This window comes from Bdellovibrio sp., assembly GCF_036384735.1.
In the GTDB taxonomy this organism is placed as follows: domain Bacteria; phylum Bdellovibrionota; class Bdellovibrionia; order Bdellovibrionales; family Bdellovibrionaceae; genus Bdellovibrio.
This window is the reverse complement of the sequence record NZ_DASVLT010000028.1, coordinates 16,499-36,330: the sequence shown is the minus strand read 5'-3', so window position 1 is coordinate 36,330 and position 19,832 is coordinate 16,499. Positions and strand designations below refer to the sequence as shown.

Sequence of the window (19,832 nt, the reverse complement as noted above, 5' to 3'; positions counted from 1 at the left end):
CTTTTGCATGTTCCCACTCAACCTCTGCATTTGAATCATGAGGTCTGGCCTAAGAATTACTGGAAACTTGAAGGAACACCGGGTTTATCTCCTGACGAACTTTGGAAATGGGCAAAAGCACATTCAGTGACAAATCCCTAAAGAAAAAGGACTCTGAATTTTAGAGCCCTTTTTCTTGATATAATTATTTGCAGATCAAAGAGACGTTTGAGCTCCCCCAAAGGCTTTGCTTACCAGAGTCGTCATCTGGCTCGCCCACAGAAGCTGTCCACAAGCGAACGTGCAAGACAGAGGCTTTAGAGGTTAACTCGGCTTGGTTAAAGATCATGTCAAAGTGCACGCCGTAAGAATCGTCTAACAAAGTGATATTATCATTATAGAAAGCGATCTCGCCACGTTGCGTGTAGGCCTTTGTTTTGTACGGAGTCATTTCTACGGAAGTAAGATCCTTATACTGATATTTGCCATCGTGATACCCTAAAGAGAGAGGCAAAGTGATTGCGACGTCATTTTTGTCGAAAAGGGACAGAGTTGCTTTTTGAGCATTCACTTCGATAATTGCGGACTTAGCACTCAAGAATTTGTTCAGGTCTGTATAAGTCTCACCATCATTAAGGTCTGCTTGGTCGACTTCTGTTTTTGTACCTACAACTTTGCAAGAAAGTGTCGTAGCAAAGGCGTCGGCAGATAAAAGAAGAGTCGTTAGGGCGATCAAAGAAAAGTTTTTCATATAGGTCCTTTTGAAATAGTTAAGTAGCTGATGAGCGGGTTTATAGGACCTCGTGGAACCTTTGTGAAATCAATGAATGATAAGATAATATAGCCAGAATGAATAATGATCCCCTATGCCGGAAATTGGAAAGCCTTAACAGATTTTATTGAAAGAGTTTTAAAACCCGCTAATCTAAAGAAATGAATGTTGTTAAGTCATTAAAAGTAATTTTGGCCTTTGCTGTTCTTTGTATCATCACTGGATTTATCTGGTGGAAGATTCATGGGGAAAATCATCTTGAAACGTCACGTGAAGCACAGATTCGCACAAACATGGCAAGTCTGGTCACCATTGAAGATGGTTACTTTGAAGAGTATGGTGAATATACCGACGACTTTGAAGAATTAGGCTATGTTCCTGAAGGAAATCAAAAGACGAAATTCTTCTTAGATAAAGAAGAGATTCCTCCGCAGTTCCGTGCAAGTATTTCTGAAAAAGATTTGCCCTTTGTGCAAAAGGACGATTATCAAATTCTGGCGATTTACACGGATTTAGCAGGTAACGCCACTTTCTGGAAATTTAAAAAAGGCGGGAAGTTAGAACAAATCGAAATTCTGCAAAAATAAAAAAAGCTGCCTGTGAGCAGCTTTTTTTTTAAATACTCAGCATCTGAATAGATAGATAACCTAAGACACAGGCACCAATTAAAGTGAAGATTGGGCCAAACTTATCTGATAGTTTGCGAGCTAAATACAATCCAAAGAGCGTCGTCCCGAATGCCCAAAGTCCGATGGAAATCGCGTAAGGTACGATCGGTTTGTGAGCAATCCCTAAACTTACCCCGACGCCGAAGGCATCAAGACTGGTTGCGAAAGACACCAGCAAAACTTTTGCAAAATTATGAAATTCAGCTTCTTCGATTTCTTCGGCTTCTTTGTTGCGAAGTGCACCGATACCTTCCCAGGCCATATGCAATGCGACCAAGGCAAGCAATCCAAATGCGATCCAATGATCTATGGGAGCAATCATATCAATGATGTTAGCGCCGGCCCAGAAGCCGAAAACGGTAGCAACAGCTTCAGCTCCGCCAGAGGAGATTCCGAATTTCAAAGCATCCCGTGTTGTGAAGGGACGGCTTCCCATCGCAACGGCTGCCGAGAAGGAGTCAGCACTTAAAACGGCACCCAAAAATATAACTTCTAAAAATGAAAACATCATTCTTCCTTATTTATACCGTGTGCTCTTTTAAAAAGAAAATGAGACTACACGGCGATTTATTATCACCAGTGCTAGTCTCACCAACAAGATGGGGTCTTGTGAATGGACCGGGGATTGTGCCCAGTATGTCGATCCATTCCTCAGTTCAAAACTGAAAGGTTACTCCCTAACGATGAAATGAATTTATAGAAGCTCCTATGAGGTGTCAACATCTGCTCATGGTGGGATTTGCAAAATTTGTAGGGCTGCGAATTTTGATTAACCTATGTAAGCATTCAATATTTATGGCGTTTTAATCATTCATTAAAGGCATATGGACAGGCGTAAATTTCATTTTTTAGATATTAACAATTGTGACATAACGTCGTCATTCAATGATTCATAAATACGGAGAAGAAAAAAATGAAATTGATTAAATCACTGGCAGTTATCGGCGCTCTTGTTGTCTCTTCAATGGCAATGGCTTCTGATCTTCAAGAAGATCTTAAGACTCCATTCGAACCACTCACCAATCCATTTAATAATGTTCAAGAGGTTAAATTGAGTGCCAATCTTGCGGCAACCCTAACGACTCTTTTGCAACGATGTGCATTTGTTCCTTCGACAAAATCAGAAGACGGTTTTGAAACTCTTGGTCTTGCAGATCTTAAAGCAGATTGTGATTCCGTGTTTACGGTAAGTCGAGATAAAGGATCGGACGGTGTATCTTACATCTCTAACAAGATGAAAATCACTTTGAAGGGTATCGCTTTATATGTGATCTCTTGGGACGGTAGTGATTCTGATGGTGGCGATGAGCAAGCACTGGGTATTTATGACGTGCAGGGGACTCGCATTGCGGTTTACCCATCGCTTCACGCTGATGGAAACGTGATCGATGGTCTTGCACGTGCTTTGGATACAGATCTTCCAAAGGTTCAAAAGTAATGCAAGTGCAGAGGTCCTCTGGTGCAGGGGCCTCTGCAAAATCGATTAGAATTTCTTATGCAAGATAATAAACGGAGATCCATCTCCGAACATGGTGAACGAGATGTCTAAGTCGTCAGAGCTATAAACGCTTTGGTCAGCCACTACGACAAGATCGGCCTTCGACGGGTGAAGATCATAGCCATATTCCTTATATACGAAAATCGAGGCGGCGGCAGAGGCTGCGACGAGGGGATTGACGCCAAGGGATCGTAAAGCCGCATCGGCCAATTTTACGATAGAGGCATGGCACCAACGATTGGCGATATCATCGTGATCGTGCTCGTGCGTACAGGCGCCGCCGTGTTCGTCACCACTCATGGCGACAATTTGCTTTTCCGTGTAACCGAAGACACGAAAGTTTCCGTCTGGATCGACGACTTTTACTCGCAAATTAGACGAACTGTTTTCAGCGGTTTGAATGCGAAATGCTTTGCTATTTTTTTCATTCATCCATTGAAAGTTATTTTTAATATGCTCGAGAGATTCCGCATCTTTTGCAGGCGTGGCGCGTGCAGCGAGACTTAAGAACAACATAAAAAGTAAAACTATAGTGCGCATGGAAACTCCAATGTTGAAGGGAAGTTTCTAGGGAAGAAAACATCTTACTTCAAGCATCGGCGGATTATGATTTAGAAAGTTATTAGGATTGTAACGGGCAAAAAGGACAAAAAATTAGAAGAAAACAGTGCCTGTTATCGAAAGCTCATGAAGCAGATAGTAGTTGTATAAGACACCCAACATGATGTGTTTTGTGAATCCGTATTGAATGCCACCAAAGTACTCTTCTTTGATTTGTTTTGTTTCCAGGGCTTTAGTGTCATAATTGAAATACGGCTTGTCAGAGTCTTCAATGCGTTTAGAGGCTGTGAAGATAAATTTCTTCCACATCAATGCGGCTGTGAAAAGTGAAACATCAGAGGGGCTATTGGAACTTTCCAAGTGCAAGTGCGAATAATCCAAAATCACTGAGCTTAAGAATAAACCAAAATTATAGGTGTTAACTTGGTAGTGAATTGTTTCCGGTGAGCCAGTGCCACTCAAGCCATTTTCCAAATAAGTTTCGTCCGTATAAATTGAATAACCAAATGTCACAGGTCCTACGATACCGCTAAGGCCTCCACCAGGAGTCACGTCGTGAGTGTCCTTGTTGTATTTTCCCATGACCCCTAAACGCAAAGCATAACGGCCCAAGCCCGAACCATTTTTTTCGGTCAAAGTAAAAGCCGTTGCAAGTGTGACTTTTTGATTAGGATATTTGTCGCCGTCCAACTTCCGCTGGTAAAGATCCGCCGACGTCTCAAAGCCTGGAGGTCCAAAGAACGTATCGTCGTTATTAGATGGGGAGATCGCAGCCCCCACGCGCCCCGTTCCAGTGACCAAAGCAAAATCGGGAGTGTCGCGATAAAAAATGGCTTGAACGCCAAGCCCTCTGTCAGTGGGAACTTCCGCAGGATTGACTTTGATTGGGCCTGAAGTTGAAGGGGCTGATGTGTAATTACCACCTTCACAATCCGACGAAATATAGCATGTGGCACTTGAATCAAAGGCCCATGAGCTTGCGGAATGCAGGAAAAGGAGTGCCAGAATGAAAAAGAGTCTCGTCACGAATTTAGGGTGACTGAAAGTACTTAGGATGTCCAAATTTTTCGAGAATGACTCGACTATAAATCCAGGTAAGAACTGCAATAGCTTGGTAGCAAAACTAATTTAAATTTTAGCCTCTTTTAGAGTGCCCAAGTCGGCATTTTCAAAAGTAAAAATGAACAGTTAGCAAGCTATGGGATTTCTCTCGAGACAAAATTATGACAATTGTTTCAATGTCAGAACGCTGAATTCCAATTTTTCCGCTAATCAATTCCATCTTTTTGTGGTTTATGAAGCAATTGTAACACATATACACACATTTCTGACCAGTGTTCAGAGGTAAAGGTCCATGAATTTTCTTAAAAGTATTGTAGCGCTCATTGGCGCTTTGGTTTTTAGTTCTGCCGTTTGGGCTGCTGACTCGGCGGCGGCATCCAGTCTCAGTGTTTATCCTATTCAAGATCCATTGATCGCGACAATCACAAGCGCTATCAATCATACTGATGTTCCCTACAAGATTATTAAAGTTGAACCTCTTCCACAAAGAAGAACTGTTCCATTGCTTGAGAACATGAACCAAGTAGCTTTAAGTTATTTCTCGCAACCCAATCCAAAAGCTCCTTTGGCCTTTGTGATTTCAGGTGTCGGCGGTTCTGGATTGTCCGGCAGTTCTTTGTTGATTGCAGGCGATTTAAACAAGCAAGGTTTCGCCGTTGTGACTTTGCCAGATCCCGTGAACTGGCAGTACGTTTTGGGCGTTAGCCGCTCTGGCGTTCCAGGCTATTTGCCTCAGGACGTAAAAGAGTATTATGCCTTCATGAAGTTCGTATTAAAGAACTTAAAGTCCACTCAAGGAATTAAACCAACACAGTTTTCTGTGATCGGATATTCTTACGGTGCTTTGTTGACTGGTTATTTGATGAAAGAAGATAACAGCCAAAAGTTCTTTAATTTTGAAAAAGCTGTTCTGATCAATCCAGCAGTGGATTTGAATCATGGAGTTAAGACCTTAGATGGCTTCTATGCTGCCGGTAATAATTTGACGGCGGAACAAAAGGACTTCATCAAGGGTTCATTGTTAAATATCGGTTCTGAGTTGCTTTCGGGGCCGGGTACTATGCAAGATCTTTTGAGCGCGCTGCAAACAGTACCGCCATACACAGTAAAACATCGTGACTGGCTGGTAGGTGATAGCTTCCGCGAAGATCTTCGGGACGTTGTTTTCGCAACTCAACAAATTCACGATATTGGCTTGCTTAAGAAGAAAATGACAAATCATCATCGCAATGCCCGTCTTGAAGAAGCGAAGACTGTTTCCTTTATGGATTACATCGTGAAAGTGGTTTTGCCTCCTATCCAAAAGAAAAGTGACACACCAATCACAACAGACCAGTTGATTGCATCAGGTGGCTTATATCCTTTGATGGATATGTTTGCGAATGATCCCCGTATTTATATGCAAGAAAACGCCAATGACTTTCTACTTCACGACGGTGACTTGGATTTGTTGAAGAAAACCTTTGGTGATCGTCTTCGTCTGTATCCTTTTGGGGGACATATTGGGGGATTGTGGTTCCCCAAAAATCGCATGGACTTGGGGCTGATTATGGCCGCTCCAGCTCAATAATAGAATTAATTTTCTCGATGCTCTGTCGATACGGTCGGCAGAGCAATCATCTTCTTCGGATCTAAAGTTCCACGGTTGTACCAGAGTTTTTGGCTTTTCAGGGCTTCCTTGCTTTGTTCGCTTAAATAGGGATTATTGATGTGAAAGATCACACGGTTCGTGACGTTGATTTTTTTGATCACGTTTGCGAAGTGCTTATTGAAGATGCGATCAAACGAGCCGTCTTTCTCAATGATCTCAAAGCCCTTTTTAAATCTTTCTCTTAAAGTGGGATCTTTTTTTGAAAAGAAAAAGTAGCATGGAGCCTCATAGGAAATCATGACGTGATTTTCAAGACTGATATCCTGATCGATGTGAAACATGTCGATTTCAATTAGAGGCTCGGGGATTCCGCGAGGAAACGCATCGGCGCGCTTATGGCGAATCATTTCAATCATGTCTCCGAACGCGTCACCTTCATGCACTGTCAGGCCCGCAGATTTTAATATGGGAGTATCTGGGTAATCTTGACCTTGAACGAAGTTGATCTTTTTAAGATCTTCAATCGTTTTGATGTTGGCGAACTTTTGAGCCATGTCTTTACGAATTAGAAAAACTCGTGACCCCATCAACCCTTTAAAGATATCGACATGGACAGGGTTTGAGTGACTCTCTCGCTCGGTGGATGTCATGGTCCAAATGACATCAAAATCGATTCCTTCGGAAACGTTACGAATCTGTCTTTTCTGTGCCTGGTATTCGGCACGCCATTCAATTTTGTCAGGGGCTTTATGATTCTCAGTAACTTTAAGAATCCGTAAAGCCAATTCGTTGGCATATGCAGACCAGCTGCTATTTCCACGAGGTAAACGAATAGGATTGGCAGAAAAAGATGTTGCCGGGATCAGAATAGGTACCAGAAAGGCGAAGAGCAGTTTTTTCACTGACGGTATATTATGATGAGCCATCTTTGAAGTCTAACTAAGGGCAGCGTGTTATGCGCTCAAGTGAATCAGATTGAACAGCTTTATTTCATTCTTTACTATCTTTTCAAACTGTCGAGAACTTGTGAGATTTTATGCTGATGATTTTTAAATCAAGAGTTTTATGGGTCTGCTTGCTAATGGTTTTTATCCAGGCATCTTGTGCACATAAAGTCGCGCAATATAAGACCAAGCCAATCGCTTACCAAGAAAGGACTTTGGATTTCTATTCAACCCATGATCCTTATGGTGAGTTCTCTAATTTCGCAAATTATCCTGTCTTTGTAGATGGCCAGTGGTGGGCGACAAGCGAGCATTACTATCAAGCTCATAAATATGACCAAGCCGATCTGATAGAGTGGGTGAGAAGTGCTCCCACAGCGATGGAGGCCGCTCTTCGTGGCCGAGACAGCAGGAAACCGAAGCGCATGGATTGGGAAGAGCGCAAAGACGTCTTTATGGAAAAAGCAGTGCATGACAAGTTCACTCGCTATCCAGAGTTGAAAGAGCTTTTGCTTTCAACCGGGGACGCGAAGATTTTTGAGCACACCAAAAATGATTGTTATTGGGCTGATTGTGGCGACCGCTCTGGGAAAAATAAATTGGGTCTTTTGTTGGAAAAAATTCGTGTCGAATTAAAAACTACAAGCCATTAAGTTTATGAATGGCCCTTTTTAAAAAGGCTTTCGCTTGTTCGTTTGAGAATAGGGATGACGTATTTAAAATTGCATAGTCTTCACCGAACTGTGTTTCACAGCGCTCGCTGATGGTGCTCATCACACCAACGAGCTTATCACCCACGATAACCGGACCGCCGGAATCACCATCGGCAGCGAAAGGTTTTGAAACCTCGTTCACGAAACCAATACGTTGTGCAGAGGTTCTCCAAACTTCCGAAGATCCTGAGCGCAAAGTGGGCTCTTTGATCAGAAAACCACCTACACCAGAAAATGGATTGTCGTTCGTGCCGTAACCAAAATAGCGAACAGAATCATTTTCTTTCGGACTATAAGTCACAGAGATAGTAAACCACTTGCTAGCAGTTTGCGCAGGGAAAAGTAAAACGGAGATATCTGGCGTCTTAGTCACTGGCAAAGGCTTGGGCCCCGGAGAGCAGACTTTCTCTTCCGTAACGCCTTCAAGGTCTTCATAAGCATAATCTGTGGCTGTCGCAATAGGGGCAGTCAGAACATAGCCATTGCCTGTGGCTGTTGCAAGATACGGGAAGAGTTCGGCACCTTCATTCTCTAAACAATGACCTGCAGAAATAGCTATGCGATCGGAAACAAAAGCGCCGCTGCAAATGCCGTATTCAGCGAGAGAGCTGATAAACAATTTATTAGGAGGAAGTTTTTCCTTGGACAAAATAAGCAAAGCCACTTCGGGATGTTGGTTTGCATTTTCAGCAACGCCATTCACCACGGCTTGAGCCTGCAATGTTCCCAAAGTCAGCAGAACCGCAAAAATATTTTTTAAATTTCCTAAGGACAGAGTCCTATCAATTTGCTTTTTAAGCATTCCTTCAATTTAGCAATGAGTAAGCCATAAATTATAGGACCTAAAGCAATAGAGTTTAGTTCAAGTCGAATATATGACAAAGACCGCTCAAAGGCAGTCTTTGTCCAAGTTTTAGACAATTACTTCTTGCGAGAAATTTTCTTGGTGTTTTTCTTTTGGGGAGCTTTCTTCACCGATTGTTTCTTCTGAGTCTTTCTCGATGGCTTCTTTTTGTCGGGAGCCAGCGAGTGAACAAAGTCACGGGCTTCGATTTTTTCTTCATCGGAAAGGCGATTCCACTCTTTGTTTGTCAGTGCGCCTATTAAAACATAGGCAAAAATAGTGTGACGATTTTTAGGATTCGACTTTACTAATTGAATCAGTGCCTTTTTCCAACCCATTTTAATAAATTGCTGTGCGGTTTTAATACCAGCTTTGTGAAATACCTGCTCGGTGGTTGGGCCCAGATTTTTTAAATCAGAAATCTTTTTGGCATGAGCCAAAGTTTGCTCGGCGGGTTCATCCGAAAACATTCTTGGCTTGCTTGTGTCGAGCTTTTCAGAAAGCCTAGACATGGCTTTGTCGCTGACGACCTTTGGGCTCTTCTTGCTTTTGCCTTTCGGAAAACTTCCCCAGAAGCTCGTGGGCTTGATGGCTTGAGCTAGAATGTCAGCAACCATGTCATCAAAGCCTTCTGTTTCTAAAGGCAGATACAGCCATTTAGGCAAAATGGGGTGTGAGACCAAGAACGGAAAATTTTCTAGAGCTTTCTCTTGGAATTCTTTTTCAACCGGAAACATACACCCGTTCCAGATTTCAAAATCATACTGTTGAGAGCGATAGCTACGCACGCCTGGATTTTCAAACATCAACAGGATGATTTTTTCGTGAACGTAATAAGCGAAGCCGCCGAACATTCCTTTTCGGCGGTATTCATCTTCAGGTAGAAGAGATTCAACCCATTTTAGCTGTTGCGGTTCTTTGGCCATAATGATTCCTGCAACCAATATAATCAGGCCCAGCTTTCCTTTGCAAAAAAAAATTAAAGGATTTGGATTTTTATAAGGAAAAACTTGGGGAAAGAATATTCTCGATGCTTCTGCTTTAGTCGAGGCTTCTAGGGCGGGAAAATGAGGGGGCGTCGCTATCCTCCATGAGAGATCTATTTCACTGAAGTTTTGGAATAGAAATGCCGTTTATAAGGCACTGTGAAATGGTTTTCCTTTATTTTCCTTTTGCTGGGGCCTTTGAGTGGTTGTGGATTCTCTGCAAACCAATCCACTCAAGATAATCTGACAATGGATGTGCCGATGTCGTCATTAGCCTTCACGGTGGCCTATGATGGCGGTGGCTTTGTGAGTTTATCTGGTTCATCGATGACGATGCAGCCTATGGTCTCTGCCTCTAATAATGAAACTCATGCTGCCCTGGTTTTATTAAAACAGACTCAAGAAACGCCGGTGCGTGACTTCGAATTGGTCCTGGATGTTCAGGTCGTGCGGCAGCTTCGTCAAAACTCGGCGCCCAATCCATGGGAAGTTTTTTGGCTTTTCTTTAGCTACAATTCAGATAATGCAGGAACAAAAACAACGAATTATTTCTTGTCGAAGCCTCAAGTTGGAGCGGAGCTTGGCTTAGCGTTTAATCAAGTAGGTCAGACGTTTTTATCTAATGATGCGGTCGCGGCGACAACAATTGGTGAGCGTCATATTTTTAAATATCGAAGAGTTAACAATGCATTTACAGTTTATCGAGATGGAGTTCTTTTTTATTCTTATGTAGACTCTGATTCTACAAAACTTTATTTCCAAAAGGGTGCGTTAGGACTTTATACTGAAGATGCCCAAGTGCAAATCTTTTCAGTTCAATACACCAACTTGGATAACCTTCTTTAAATAAAAACAAGGGACCGAAAATCAGGCCCTTGTTTTGAATTTCTGAAATTTTTTAATGAGTTCTTGCAACGACTTCAATTGAGCATTGAGTAGTGTACTGCGATACCGGGCCTGCGATTGCAGAGGCTGAACAGATTTGATGCTCTTCTTTTGGTCCCATAATGATGTAACGACGGCGAGTGTCTGTGTGGTGGTCTGTGACTGTACCGCGAGAAGTAATTTGGCAAGCGACGCTGTACTGGCGTTGGCAGTTATTCAGGGCATCGCCTTCGGCATTTACAATAGAGGTATTGCGGCAGGTGTCTTCGTTGCTATTTTTTTCGTCATATTTGGATGAGCCGAATGTTGCACTAATTCCGCTACCGTAATTTGTGATCCGCTTATCTGTGACAAAGCATCTCATAATACCTTGAGCTTGAAGATCACATTCATTGATGGCCTCGCCAGCTCTTTGGTCTGCGCGGATGTAAGCTTGATTAATACAATCGCGTTGATCAACTCCAACAGCCGTGACCGTGACACGACCTTCTGCATTTTCTGCTCTGATACGTTTTTCTTCTTCTTGACGGCGGCGTTCCTCTTCTTGGCGACGTTGATCATCTTGCTGCTGCTGAGGATTGTGCTGACCATCTGACTTGTCATTTGGACGTTGTTGTTGAGCCATTGCAGAACTGAAACTTACGATAACAAGAAAGCCGAGGACTAGATTTTTCATAAAAACGCTCCTTGAATTGTTAGAGGGGCACGAGGCCTGTTTAGCAAGGAGCGTGCACAAGGCTTGTGGGTCTAATTTGACCCCAGTGGAATTTCGCGCGTTAGTGTCTTTGGCATCAAAGTAAAAACTACTTCCAGTCGCTAAACATCAGGGGCCGCTACTGAACGTGTTTACTAAAAAGAATAGCCAAACCTCTACTCTTGGATGTTAACTATTAAAAGGTTCTGACCGTGATCAGAACTTTTCGCATTTGGAGTCCCGATGACTGTTGTTACCGAAAGTGCTGATCGCCGTCTTATTGCCATCTTCATGGTGGTTCTTATCGATGTCTTGGGCATTACGATCATGTTCCCGCTCTTGCCATTTTATTCAGAGCACTTTGGCGCCAGTGCCCAAGTAGTGGGATTGTTGGTGTCAAGCTACGCCTTTTGTCAGTTGATCTCGGGGCCTATTTTAGGACATTGGAGCGATAAGATCGGAAGAAAACCTGTTTTGATCGTAAGTCAGATTGGAACATTCATTGGCTTTTTGATTCTTGCCTCTGCAAGATCTTTGGTTTGGATTTTCATTGCCCGTATTATCGACGGATTGACAGCAGGGAATATCTCTACAGCCCAGGCTTACATTTCAGATGTCTCTTCGCCGCAAAATCGCGCAAAGGCCTTAGGAAAAATCGGCGTGGCGTTCTCTATCGGATTTTTCATTGGCCCTGCGTTGACAGCTTTCCTTTATCATTATGGATATCAAGCGCCTATCTATGCCGCTGCTTTTTTATCGTTCATGAGTATCATGGCAAGTACTTTCCTTCTTCCCAGTCATGTCAGGCCCGCAGGCGCACCTTCAGCAAAGGGGGCTTCGGCAACTGGTGAAGAATTCAGTTTCGCAAATGCATTTAAATATCTTAAAAATCCGGTCATAGCTGTTTTGCTTCTCGAGGTCTTTTTATTTTATTTTGCGTTCTCGGCTTATATGTCAGGCTTTGCTCTGTTTGCCGAACGACGTTTTACTTTCAATGGTCAGCCATTGACGCCAAAACAAGTGGGATATGCATTTACTTATTTTGGATTTTTGGGAATTTTGATCCAAGGATTCTTGATGGGACGTTTGGTGAATAAATTTGGTGAAAGGAAGCTTGGGATGATTGGATTTATTTCAAGTTTCGTCGGTTACGGCTTGTTGGCTTTTATTCATCAACCCCTAATGATTCTCGTGACAGGGCTGTTTACAAGCTTCGGCGGCGGAGTTCTACGTCCCGTTTTGATTAGTGAAATTGCTGGAGCTGTGCCTCCGCAAGAGCGCGGACGAGTGATAGGCGTAAATCAATCTTTGCAAAGTATTGCACAGATCATTTCACCGATTGTCAGTACAGCTTTGATCGGCGGAGCTTTCATTGCGCAGTGGGCATTCTTTCCAGCCGTTATTAGTGGGGTGGGTGCACTGTTAGTTCTTGCGCAGGCAAGAAAGGCATCTCGGGATTTTCAAGTTCAATAAATCAAAAAGCCGCGAGATTTTCGCGGCTTTTTAACTAATGACTAATTACCTGATGATTGCGGTGCCGAATATAGGCTGTTAGTTTCTTGTGCAATTAAAGTTTACGTAAGAGGGACCTGTGCCATCTGAGTCGCAATCCTGCTGCATCGTCGCGTGGCCATTTAAACCATTCGACATATCACTATCAATAATGAATGCAAATGAACCGCATTCATTAACACCACTATAGCGATGAGAGCCGGTATGATTTGCACGTGGTTTGTAAGTGGCGTCGAATTTAAGAACCCCATCTCCGAGGCTGTCCTGAAGATCCTTATCATCACTTTGGGCGAGAATTCCATCTACAGTTCCGGTGAGGGCGATTGTAGCGTTTGGATAAGCTCCTTGAATGTCATGACAGACATACTGTGCGGCCTGAGCCATATTAGAAGACGCTATTAAAAGTGTGATCATTACCAATGTTTTCATTTTTAACCTCGAATGTGAATGTGTGTTCGAAGGACGTTATAGCCCAACGGGATCGAGAATAAAAATCAATGAATGGAACTATAGTATGCGTGTGAAGCATATTTAATGTGCTAAATTTTACAAAATAAGTAGTTAACCAACTCTGCTTGCCTTTGATAAATGCCAACTGAATACCTGTGTTTGTGCAGAGACGCGAGCTGGGGGTAACAGCCCGTCAAAATCTTGATAGAATATGGGACAACAAGGAGGTTTCCCATGGGAAACATGAATCAACCAAATAAGAACCAAAGCTCTCAAGATAAAAGCTCAACAGGTCAAAAGGTCAATCCAAGTTCCAACAAACCAGGTACTAATCAAGGCCAAAGCTCGAGCGATAAAAATCAATCATCTGGAAGCAAAGAGAAAAAATGGTAATGCCATAGCCATAGTTCGAGAGAGGGTGACGAGATTACCCTCTCTCGTTTATGATCCGTAAATGTTCATAAATTCTTTTGGCGACACATCCATGGGTGGATATACCACGTAAAGACAAAAGCCATATATAATATCGCGCTGATGATAAAACTCAGGGTTGAGTCGTTCGTAATAATATATCCAATTAAGAAAAAGTCGATTACACATCCCAAGATCATCGGGAATAATGCCCAGGCTATAAAGAGATTGCTCTTGCGTATGAATTTTTTCGAAAGCATGTGAGGCTCTGACTGCCGATGGTAGGCTGCCGGCGCAATGACTAGAATTGTTGCGACGGCTGTACAGGCAAGGGCTCCCCAGTGAAAAATTTGATAAATCCGAGGAAGAGCTTCATTAAAACGATCGTTGTAGACGGCGACCAATTGGAATCCAAAAAGGGCCTGAAGGCCCGGCAGAATCATACGTGATTCGCTTTCGATATGGGAAACTTCCTCTTTAAGACTTTCAAACTCCTGGGGGACTTGATCCATGTCTTAGAATTGCACTGTTGCAAGTTCTTAGGGAATCTGAAGTTTGGCAAAAAAAAGAGCAGGGCCCTGATGTCTTTTGGCAAAAACAATTTTTTTATATCAAGTCTTATAACACAAAGACCTTCATTGAAAAAAAATCTTGAGACTAAGTTGCTAATATATGCCTACCAAGGAGGTTTTTTATGGCTAACATGAACCAACAAAACCAAACTTCTAAAACGCAGTCGACTTCGAATCCCCAAAGTGGACGAGAAAATCTCGATAACGCCGATTCAAGTCGCTCCAGCACAAACCAAAGCAGTTCTTCACCAACCGGCGAAAGAGGTTCAACGAATCAAAACTTGGACAAACAAAAAAAAGTATAAGATCACAGAGTTTTAAAACAGAAGGGGACATAAAGTCCCCTTTTGTTTTTGTATTTTCCCAAGGTCAATGGGTCTTCGTCGACTTTGCATTGCGAAGGTTTGAAAAACAAGTTTTTATAAGATAGCAGGGCAGACAGTACAGTCTTTGGGACATATCTAATCTGAAGGATGCAGATAGGAAGGAGAATGACCTTAGCAAAATATATTAAAGAGCAGCGCTTAAATGCCGCTCTTTCGCAAAAGGAAGCCGTACGACTTTTAGGTTATAAAAAGCCTCAATTTCTTTCAAACCTGGAGCGGGGAACCAGTCGCCCTCCTGTCGATGTATTAAAAAGAATGTGCGAAATATATCGCACATCTCACCAGGAAATGCGTGAGATGTACATTCAGGAATCCATCGAGATCGCCCAACGAAAAGCCGAAGGCAAGTGGGAGCTTGGTGATTCTCTAGAAGCTATTGAATTCAACTAAGAAAGAGGGAAGTCATAAAGACTTCCCTCTTTCTTTCTAGCGATATTGACTTTGCGAATAGTCTTCATCGTAAGCTTGCGACTTGCCCTTGAATTGCTGTTGTTAAGGTGCAAATTTTCAATGGTGTTTTCTGATTTTCAAAATAGAGACCTGTGTTTTGCATCATCCTTTATCGGATTGATGTAAGTTGGGGAAAGAATCCATCTTATCGAGGAGTTTTTATGAGCACATATAGACCTGAGCGAAATCGATATGGTTCCAGTGAATGGAATCGCGCTGCCGATGAAAACCGAGGTTATGATTCTGAAAAAGATCGATACAGCATGGGAGGAGATTTCTCTGAGCACGATCGTGGCTTTCGCGACTTCGATTTTTCAGAAAGAGAGAATACCGAACGGGATCGTCCCACTTTTGGTGAGCGCCACTTCAGCGGTCATCCAGAGCGGGATTATCCCTTTTCAGCCTCTCATGGTGATGAGGATTACGGAACTCATACATATTCAGGACGTGGAGATTTAGAGGATTCTTATGGATATGGTCCTCAATTTGATCGTGACGAGAATGAATCTTCGATCAATGGGTACAATCAGCGTTATCCCCTAAGTAACAGCCCTTATGGTGACGCATCTACGTATAAAAATTCAGAGCTGGGAGCGTATGGATATTTTGGGGCGCGCTCATATGCGGGAAAAGGGCCGAAAGGCTACACACGTAGCGACGAGCGGATTAAAGAAGATATTTCTGAGGCCCTGGCTCGGCACCCGGAAGTTGATGCTTCCGACATTGAAGTTGTCGTTCATGATGCGGAAGTCACTTTGTCAGGAACGGTTAAAGAACGCTTGATGAAAAGGATTGCTGAGGAAATTGCGGAGCGTAGTTCCGGAGTCAAAGAAGTTCATAATATGATTCGCATGAATCTGGAGCGAGACAGCCGCTGACATCTCATCATCCTCTATTTGGTTTATGTAGGGGAGTCATAGGCGCATAATCGATAAGATTTTCGCAAATTGTCCTTTGTTTGATTAAAATTTAAATCAAGTTTGATATAACAAGGGTTTTGCGGCACATTGAGATCGATGCAGTCATGGAATCTTATCGTTGTAGTACTGATGTTTGTTTTTCCGGCTCTTTGTCATGGAAAGAGTGATGTTTTGATTGCAGCTATTCCTGATGGTCTGGCAAGACCTCTTGTTTTTGCCGAAAGCGGCGACAAGATTTCTGGGATTCTTCCTGAATATACGGAAGCCTTGGCTCGCGAAATGGGACGTAAGGTTCAGATCAGTGTTTTGAGTCATTATCGTTTGCACAGTCATCTGGTGAGTGGAAAAGTGGATGTGCTTTGTTATGCAAGCAGGGCGTGGGCGCCTCCGACTAATGACTACGTTTGGTCCAAAACATTGTTCAATAAGCGCGAAGTGATCCTAGGGGTAACACCTATGCCGAAACACCTGACGGATCTTATCGGTAAGAAGATCGGCACTATTTTGAACTATGTCTATCCACGATTAGATCCTTTTTTTAAAGACAAGCGCATAGAGCGTGAAGATGGTCCGTCTGAAGAAGCCAATCTTGCCAAGTTGGAAAAAGGGCGTTTGGCTTATGTCGTAACGGATGAATTGTTTTTGGATTACTTTAAAACTAAAAATCCGTCCATTGAAGAAGGTCATGAGCGTCTTTTATTGCAGCAGTATCCCATCAGTTGCAATGTAAGCCAGAAGGGCACAATTACGGTTAAAGAAGTCAACTCAGCCATTGATCATTTAAAGTCATCTGGGAAACTGTCTGCAATTTTTAAAAAATACGGATCACAAATCCACTAGGATTCAATTTTTAATCTTGCAATAGATGTGTTGTCCCGTGGAGAGATTGTTTTCCATTTATTAAGAATTTTTTTGTAACGCCCGGAAGTTTTCAAATTTTTGAGTCCTTTATTGAACGACTCAATGAGTTTTGCAGCGAGGGGATTTTTCTTAGAAATCACCAGCCGATACTCCGAGTTTTTGATGGGATGACTGCTGTAGGTAACTCGACTCATTTCATTTGGAAAATTCTTTTTTATTAGGAAAAGTCCCACCTCAAGATCACTAGGTACCGCCCTTACGCGGTCATTGAAAAGCATATTGAAACTTTGCACGTCGGAGGGAAGTCGTTCAACTTTAAGTTGTCCCGCCTTTTCTGCATCTAAGAATTCTTGCCCCATGCCACCGAAAGCAATAGTTGATGCCATGGGAACATTCTTAAGATCTGCCAATGTATTCCACTCAAGTGGATGTTTCTTTAAATGAAAGAGGACATATTTTCCTACATAGAGCGGATCGCTGAACAAGAAATATTTTTCCCGATCGCGATTCTTCGCATAGGCGATAGTTCCATCCCATTCTCCGGATTTTGATAGCTGATCAGCTCTGCCCCAAGGAAAGAAGGCCAGTGTCATAGTGATGCCCTGATCTGCAAAAGCGGCTCGAGCTATTTCAGAAAGTAAGCCGTCGTTAGGTAACGTGTGTGAAGTATATGGAGCCCATTCGCCAGTTGTGATACGAACAGAATCGGCAGCGGCCCGCCTTAAAAAAACGGATAAGAAAATAAAGATTAAAAGAAAGACCTTTGCCATTGCACACCTTCAAAAAGTTCCGGGCGGGATGCTTTAACAATATCACCCGAAACTTGTTAGAGATCAATGAGTATGAGTTTTTGTCCAAAAACAACTCTCGCAACGTTAACAAGTGGAACTCTCAGATTTAAAGGCATCTTTGTGTTTCTTCAGTTTCGAATGCTTTTAATGAAGAAAGAATTATCAGAGTTTTAAAATATCTTGTCGATCAGAAAGGGGACCATCATGGAGGACATCGTTCACTTTAGTCCAATCATTGAAGACGGAGGTCCGCTAGAATGGGTTTCGGCTATTGGAATCGCTTGTGTTGTAGCTTTTGTACTTAAAGCGGCAATTCACTTCATCACACCTCGTTGGCGTGCGGTGAGTCTTAAAACGAAATGGAAATTTGACGATGTTTTAGTTACGTGTTTTTCAAATACGCGAATGTGGGCCATTTTTATTTGGACTTTGTATCCGCTTTCAAATTTCATCGATGATGAACCGCGAGCTCATCGCCTGATTTATATCCTATTTGTGATCATGACCACTGTTCAGGTGGGAATTTGGGGAGCACACTCACTCAAAACATGGCAGAAAGACTATCTTGCAAAAAAGGTGAGCCATGATGCTGGGGCTGCCTCTGCCATAAATCTTATTACAACTGCGACAAACGCTATTTTAATTTTGGCATTAGTTATGATCGCGCTCAGTAATTTGGGCGTGAATATCGGTGCAATGTTGGCCGGGATGGGCATCGGCGGTGTTGCTGTCGCATTGGCTGCTCAAAATATTTTAGGTGATCTTTTCGGATCACTGTCAATTGTTCTCGATAAGCCGTTTGTAGTTGGTGATTACATTGTTGTCGGCAATGATCAGGGGACAGTAGAAAATATAGGCATTAAAACCACGCGTGTTCGCAGCTTGACGGGTGAAGAGCTTATTTTCGCTAACAAGGATTTACTCGAAAGCCGCGTAAAAAATTTTAAGCGCATGTGGAAGCGGCGTGTGGCGTTAAAGTTTTCAGTGCCTTTTGATACCCCTCTTGGGAAAGTTCAAGAGGTGCCAGGTTGGATACAGGAGTTTGTTAAGTCAATACCAATTCTGATTTTTGAGAGAGCCCATCTTTCAGACATCGGAAGTTCTTCCATTAATTTTGAAACTATCTTTTGGGTAAATGATCCCGACTATTTGAAGTTCATGGATGCTCAACAGGAATTTCTTGTAAAACTCATTCAGCGCTTTAAAGAGGCAGGAATTCCATTTGCAGTGCCTATGCAGGCTTTCAAGATTTCGAATAGCTTTGAAGAATATAAAGAAGAATCTTTAACTCAAACTGCTGAACATTCTACACCTCCTCCCTCTTCCGAAACGAGTCATTAAGCCAGTGTGCGATAGCAACATAAGTACGAAAAACTATTGTCCATTCTCAGAAAATGGCCCTTTAAGACTTTTCATTCTCTGAGTGGGGACGATAATGAGGGTGAGCTTTTTCGCATCGGAGGTCGATATTAAAAAACTGCGCCATGGGTGAGTATTCCGAAGATTGGCATCATTTAAAGGAGAATTTATGGGAACCTCTCGTGAACAAAACCAAAATGAGAATCCCAAAAAAGATTCTGAATCTGAATGGGATTACGGTGTTCTGTCTGGTCAGGACCGAGAGTGGATTTCAAGGAGATCGCCGAATATCTACGAAGGTCAACCAACTGAGATGTCTAATTCAACTTACAGTCCTGAAAATGACTACGACAGTTTGGGCAGAAGAAATTTTACTAATACTCCCACGCAGAATTTCGCAGGCCTGAATCCTCGAGGAGCCCAGCCGACAGATGAGCGTATCAAGGAAGCCATCTCTGAAATGTTCGCGGTTCATCCCGGATTTGATGCTTCTAATATAGATTTTTCGGTCAGCGAGGGGCACGTCACACTAAATGGAACTGTGGCTCAGAAGCGCATGAAGATTCTTGCAGAGGATGTGGTTGCAAGCTGCATTGGAGTTAAAGATGTGAATAATCAATTGATGGTTGGGCCTGCGATAAGGGACATTACACCTTCGCCAGATTTACACTAGATAACAAGATGATTAAATGAACCAACAAGGAGGATTTTATGGCTAATCTGAAAGACAGCAAAGAGAGCACATCACATAAACTCGGCGATAAAATTGAAAAAGTAGGACAAAGAGTATCTGAAAAAGCTCCTAAAACTGGAAGAGCCATTTACGATGCTGGAGATAAAATCGAGCATTTGAATGACAAAAAATCCGGTAAGCGCTAGCTTCATCCTGTGGTTATCTTTGATGGTAACGGATATTTGAAGAA

25 protein-coding genes are annotated in these 19,832 nt (G+C 42.6%); 14 read left to right on the top strand and 11 right to left on the bottom strand.

Annotated features, from left to right (window positions below; translation table 11 throughout):
* Window positions 1–184 precede the first annotated feature (184 nt).
* Window positions 185–730, bottom strand: coding sequence for a hypothetical protein (locus VF412_RS08260; protein ID WP_331338755.1), 546 nt, complete (start codon window positions 728–730; stop codon window positions 185–187).
* A 182-nt stretch (window positions 731–912) separates the two neighbouring features.
* Here VF412_RS08260 and VF412_RS08255 point away from each other — a divergent pair, with 182 nt between their 5' ends.
* Window positions 913–1,338: a hypothetical protein gene (locus VF412_RS08255; protein ID WP_331338754.1), complete on the top strand. Its 426-nt coding sequence runs from the start codon at window positions 913–915 to the stop codon at window positions 1,336–1,338.
* Window positions 1,339–1,366: 28 nt separating this feature from the next.
* On the opposite strand, the gene VF412_RS08250 is transcribed toward VF412_RS08255, so the two are convergent.
* Window positions 1,367–1,930: a manganese efflux pump MntP family protein gene (locus VF412_RS08250; RefSeq protein ID WP_331338753.1), complete on the bottom strand. Its 564-nt coding sequence runs from the start codon at window positions 1,928–1,930 to the stop codon at window positions 1,367–1,369.
* Between the two features lie 402 nt (window positions 1,931–2,332).
* Here VF412_RS08250 and VF412_RS08245 point away from each other — a divergent pair, with 402 nt between their 5' ends.
* Window positions 2,333–2,857, top strand: coding sequence for a hypothetical protein (locus tag VF412_RS08245; RefSeq protein ID WP_331338752.1), 525 nt, complete (start codon window positions 2,333–2,335; stop codon window positions 2,855–2,857).
* Between the two features lie 45 nt (window positions 2,858–2,902).
* On the opposite strand, the gene VF412_RS08240 is transcribed toward VF412_RS08245, so the two are convergent.
* Both VF412_RS08240 and VF412_RS08235 read right to left on the bottom strand, forming a co-directional pair.
* Window positions 2,903–3,457 (bottom strand): hypothetical protein, encoded by a 555-nt coding sequence (locus VF412_RS08240; protein ID WP_331338751.1) that lies wholly within the window; start codon window positions 3,455–3,457, stop codon window positions 2,903–2,905.
* Between the two features lie 114 nt (window positions 3,458–3,571).
* The gene (locus VF412_RS08235; RefSeq protein WP_331338750.1) at window positions 3,572–4,504 is read right to left on the bottom strand and encodes a hypothetical protein; all 933 of its coding nucleotides are present in this window, start codon (window positions 4,502–4,504) and stop codon (window positions 3,572–3,574) included.
* 328 nt (window positions 4,505–4,832) lie between these two features.
* Between VF412_RS08235 and VF412_RS08230 the strand changes: the two genes are divergently transcribed.
* The gene (locus VF412_RS08230; protein WP_331338749.1) at window positions 4,833–6,110 is read left to right on the top strand and encodes a hypothetical protein; all 1,278 of its coding nucleotides are present in this window, start codon (window positions 4,833–4,835) and stop codon (window positions 6,108–6,110) included.
* A gap of 5 nt (window positions 6,111–6,115) precedes the next feature.
* Here VF412_RS08230 and VF412_RS08225 read toward each other — a convergent pair whose 3' ends face one another.
* Window positions 6,116–7,057: a transporter substrate-binding domain-containing protein gene (locus VF412_RS08225; RefSeq protein ID WP_331338748.1), complete on the bottom strand. Its 942-nt coding sequence runs from the start codon at window positions 7,055–7,057 to the stop codon at window positions 6,116–6,118.
* A gap of 110 nt (window positions 7,058–7,167) precedes the next feature.
* Between VF412_RS08225 and VF412_RS08220 the strand changes: the two genes are divergently transcribed.
* A complete protein-coding gene (locus tag VF412_RS08220) occupies window positions 7,168–7,728 on the top strand; it encodes an NADAR family protein (RefSeq protein WP_331338747.1) in 561 nt (186 codons plus the stop codon).
* Here the strand turns inward: VF412_RS08220 and VF412_RS08215 are convergent.
* Together VF412_RS08215 and VF412_RS08210 are read right to left on the bottom strand one after the other, a co-directional pair.
* Window positions 7,715–8,590, bottom strand: coding sequence for a trypsin-like serine protease (locus tag VF412_RS08215; protein WP_331338746.1), 876 nt, complete (start codon window positions 8,588–8,590; stop codon window positions 7,715–7,717). The two genes, VF412_RS08220 and VF412_RS08215, sit on opposite strands and share 14 nt — an antisense overlap.
* A 119-nt stretch (window positions 8,591–8,709) precedes the next feature.
* Complete coding sequence (locus VF412_RS08210) at window positions 8,710–9,558, bottom strand: TfoX/Sxy family DNA transformation protein (RefSeq protein ID WP_331338745.1); 849 nt, start codon at window positions 9,556–9,558, stop codon at window positions 8,710–8,712.
* 219 nt (window positions 9,559–9,777) lie between these two features.
* Between VF412_RS08210 and VF412_RS08205 the strand changes: the two genes are divergently transcribed.
* A complete protein-coding gene (locus VF412_RS08205; protein ID WP_331338744.1) occupies window positions 9,778–10,464 on the top strand; it encodes a hypothetical protein in 687 nt (228 codons plus the stop codon).
* A gap of 52 nt (window positions 10,465–10,516) precedes the next feature.
* On the opposite strand, the gene VF412_RS08200 is transcribed toward VF412_RS08205, so the two are convergent.
* Complete coding sequence (locus VF412_RS08200; protein ID WP_331338743.1) at window positions 10,517–11,179, bottom strand: hypothetical protein; 663 nt, start codon at window positions 11,177–11,179, stop codon at window positions 10,517–10,519.
* Window positions 11,180–11,440: 261 nt separating this feature from the next.
* On the opposite strand from VF412_RS08200, the gene VF412_RS08195 reads away from it, so the two are divergent.
* Window positions 11,441–12,670 (top strand): MFS transporter, encoded by a 1,230-nt coding sequence (locus VF412_RS08195; RefSeq protein WP_331338742.1) that lies wholly within the window; start codon window positions 11,441–11,443, stop codon window positions 12,668–12,670.
* 78 nt (window positions 12,671–12,748) lie between these two features.
* On the opposite strand, the gene VF412_RS08190 is transcribed toward VF412_RS08195, so the two are convergent.
* Entirely contained in the window at window positions 12,749–13,138 is a 390-nt protein-coding gene (locus tag VF412_RS08190; RefSeq protein WP_331338741.1) for a hypothetical protein, read from the bottom strand.
* Between the two features lie 255 nt (window positions 13,139–13,393).
* On the opposite strand from VF412_RS08190, the gene VF412_RS08185 reads away from it, so the two are divergent.
* Window positions 13,394–13,552: a hypothetical protein gene (locus tag VF412_RS08185; RefSeq protein ID WP_331338740.1), complete on the top strand. Its 159-nt coding sequence runs from the start codon at window positions 13,394–13,396 to the stop codon at window positions 13,550–13,552.
* A 65-nt stretch (window positions 13,553–13,617) separates the two neighbouring features.
* Here the strand turns inward: VF412_RS08185 and VF412_RS08180 are convergent, their stop codons facing one another.
* Window positions 13,618–14,082 (bottom strand): DUF6328 family protein, encoded by a 465-nt coding sequence (locus VF412_RS08180; RefSeq protein ID WP_331338739.1) that lies wholly within the window; start codon window positions 14,080–14,082, stop codon window positions 13,618–13,620.
* Window positions 14,083–14,264: 182 nt separating this feature from the next.
* Here VF412_RS08180 and VF412_RS08175 point away from each other — a divergent pair, with 182 nt between their 5' ends.
* The 4 genes from VF412_RS08175 (at window position 14,265) to VF412_RS08160 (ending at window position 16,738) form a co-directional block, all read left to right on the top strand.
* On the top strand, window positions 14,265–14,447 hold the full coding sequence (locus VF412_RS08175) for a hypothetical protein (protein ID WP_331338738.1): 183 nt from the start codon (window positions 14,265–14,267) through the stop codon (window positions 14,445–14,447).
* 186 nt (window positions 14,448–14,633) lie between these two features.
* On the top strand, window positions 14,634–14,918 hold the full coding sequence (locus tag VF412_RS08170; protein ID WP_331338737.1) for a helix-turn-helix transcriptional regulator: 285 nt from the start codon (window positions 14,634–14,636) through the stop codon (window positions 14,916–14,918).
* Window positions 14,919–15,139: 221 nt separating this feature from the next.
* A complete protein-coding gene (locus tag VF412_RS08165) occupies window positions 15,140–15,856 on the top strand; it encodes a BON domain-containing protein (protein WP_331338736.1) in 717 nt (238 codons plus the stop codon).
* A 138-nt stretch (window positions 15,857–15,994) separates the two neighbouring features.
* Window positions 15,995–16,738 carry a substrate-binding periplasmic protein gene (locus VF412_RS08160; RefSeq protein WP_331338735.1) on the top strand — a complete coding sequence of 248 codons (744 nt, stop codon included), beginning with the start codon at window positions 15,995–15,997 and terminating at the stop codon, window positions 16,736–16,738.
* Here VF412_RS08160 and VF412_RS08155 read toward each other — a convergent pair.
* Window positions 16,735–17,529, bottom strand: coding sequence for a substrate-binding periplasmic protein (locus tag VF412_RS08155; RefSeq protein ID WP_331338734.1), 795 nt, complete (start codon window positions 17,527–17,529; stop codon window positions 16,735–16,737). The genes VF412_RS08160 and VF412_RS08155 overlap by 4 nt on opposite strands.
* Before the next feature lie 522 nt (window positions 17,530–18,051).
* Here VF412_RS08155 and VF412_RS08150 point away from each other — a divergent pair.
* The 3 genes from VF412_RS08150 (at window position 18,052) to VF412_RS08140 (ending at window position 19,788) form a co-directional block, all read left to right on the top strand.
* Entirely contained in the window at window positions 18,052–18,891 is an 840-nt protein-coding gene (locus VF412_RS08150) for a mechanosensitive ion channel family protein (RefSeq protein WP_331338756.1), read from the top strand.
* Window positions 18,892–19,078: 187 nt separating this feature from the next.
* On the top strand, window positions 19,079–19,582 hold the full coding sequence (locus VF412_RS08145; RefSeq protein WP_331338733.1) for a BON domain-containing protein: 504 nt from the start codon (window positions 19,079–19,081) through the stop codon (window positions 19,580–19,582).
* Between the two features lie 38 nt (window positions 19,583–19,620).
* On the top strand, window positions 19,621–19,788 hold the full coding sequence (locus tag VF412_RS08140; RefSeq protein WP_331338732.1) for a hypothetical protein: 168 nt from the start codon (window positions 19,621–19,623) through the stop codon (window positions 19,786–19,788).
* The last annotated feature ends 44 nt before the right edge of the window (window positions 19,789–19,832 follow it).

Coding starts and splice junctions, on each gene's coding strand:
- VF412_RS08165 (WP_331338736.1), top strand. CDS start 15,140: ATGAGCACATATAGACCTGAGCGAAATCGATATGGTTCCAGTGAATGG.
- VF412_RS08140 (WP_331338732.1), top strand. CDS start 19,621: ATGGCTAATCTGAAAGACAGCAAAGAGAGCACATCACATAAACTCGGC.
- VF412_RS08230 (WP_331338749.1), top strand. CDS start 4,833: ATGAATTTTCTTAAAAGTATTGTAGCGCTCATTGGCGCTTTGGTTTTT.
- VF412_RS08155 (WP_331338734.1), bottom strand. CDS start 17,529: ATGGCAAAGGTCTTTCTTTTAATCTTTATTTTCTTATCCGTTTTTTTA.
- VF412_RS08150 (WP_331338756.1), top strand. CDS start 18,052: ATGACCACTGTTCAGGTGGGAATTTGGGGAGCACACTCACTCAAAACA.
- VF412_RS08225 (WP_331338748.1), bottom strand. CDS start 7,057: ATGGCTCATCATAATATACCGTCAGTGAAAAAACTGCTCTTCGCCTTT.
- VF412_RS08260 (WP_331338755.1), bottom strand. CDS start 730: ATGAAAAACTTTTCTTTGATCGCCCTAACGACTCTTCTTTTATCTGCC.
- VF412_RS08170 (WP_331338737.1), top strand. CDS start 14,634: ATGACCTTAGCAAAATATATTAAAGAGCAGCGCTTAAATGCCGCTCTT.
- VF412_RS08160 (WP_331338735.1), top strand. CDS start 15,995: ATGCAGTCATGGAATCTTATCGTTGTAGTACTGATGTTTGTTTTTCCG.
- VF412_RS08145 (WP_331338733.1), top strand. CDS start 19,079: ATGGGAACCTCTCGTGAACAAAACCAAAATGAGAATCCCAAAAAAGAT.
- VF412_RS08210 (WP_331338745.1), bottom strand. CDS start 9,558: ATGGCCAAAGAACCGCAACAGCTAAAATGGGTTGAATCTCTTCTACCT.
- VF412_RS08255 (WP_331338754.1), top strand. CDS start 913: ATGAATGTTGTTAAGTCATTAAAAGTAATTTTGGCCTTTGCTGTTCTT.
- VF412_RS08175 (WP_331338738.1), top strand. CDS start 14,265: ATGGCTAACATGAACCAACAAAACCAAACTTCTAAAACGCAGTCGACT.
- VF412_RS08250 (WP_331338753.1), bottom strand. CDS start 1,930: ATGATGTTTTCATTTTTAGAAGTTATATTTTTGGGTGCCGTTTTAAGT.
- VF412_RS08190 (WP_331338741.1), bottom strand. CDS start 13,138: ATGAAAACATTGGTAATGATCACACTTTTAATAGCGTCTTCTAATATG.
- VF412_RS08185 (WP_331338740.1), top strand. CDS start 13,394: ATGGGAAACATGAATCAACCAAATAAGAACCAAAGCTCTCAAGATAAA.
- VF412_RS08220 (WP_331338747.1), top strand. CDS start 7,168: ATGCTGATGATTTTTAAATCAAGAGTTTTATGGGTCTGCTTGCTAATG.
- VF412_RS08215 (WP_331338746.1), bottom strand. CDS start 8,590: ATGCTTAAAAAGCAAATTGATAGGACTCTGTCCTTAGGAAATTTAAAA.
- VF412_RS08245 (WP_331338752.1), top strand. CDS start 2,333: ATGAAATTGATTAAATCACTGGCAGTTATCGGCGCTCTTGTTGTCTCT.
- VF412_RS08180 (WP_331338739.1), bottom strand. CDS start 14,082: ATGGATCAAGTCCCCCAGGAGTTTGAAAGTCTTAAAGAGGAAGTTTCC.
- VF412_RS08200 (WP_331338743.1), bottom strand. CDS start 11,179: ATGAAAAATCTAGTCCTCGGCTTTCTTGTTATCGTAAGTTTCAGTTCT.
- VF412_RS08195 (WP_331338742.1), top strand. CDS start 11,441: ATGACTGTTGTTACCGAAAGTGCTGATCGCCGTCTTATTGCCATCTTC.
- VF412_RS08240 (WP_331338751.1), bottom strand. CDS start 3,457: ATGCGCACTATAGTTTTACTTTTTATGTTGTTCTTAAGTCTCGCTGCA.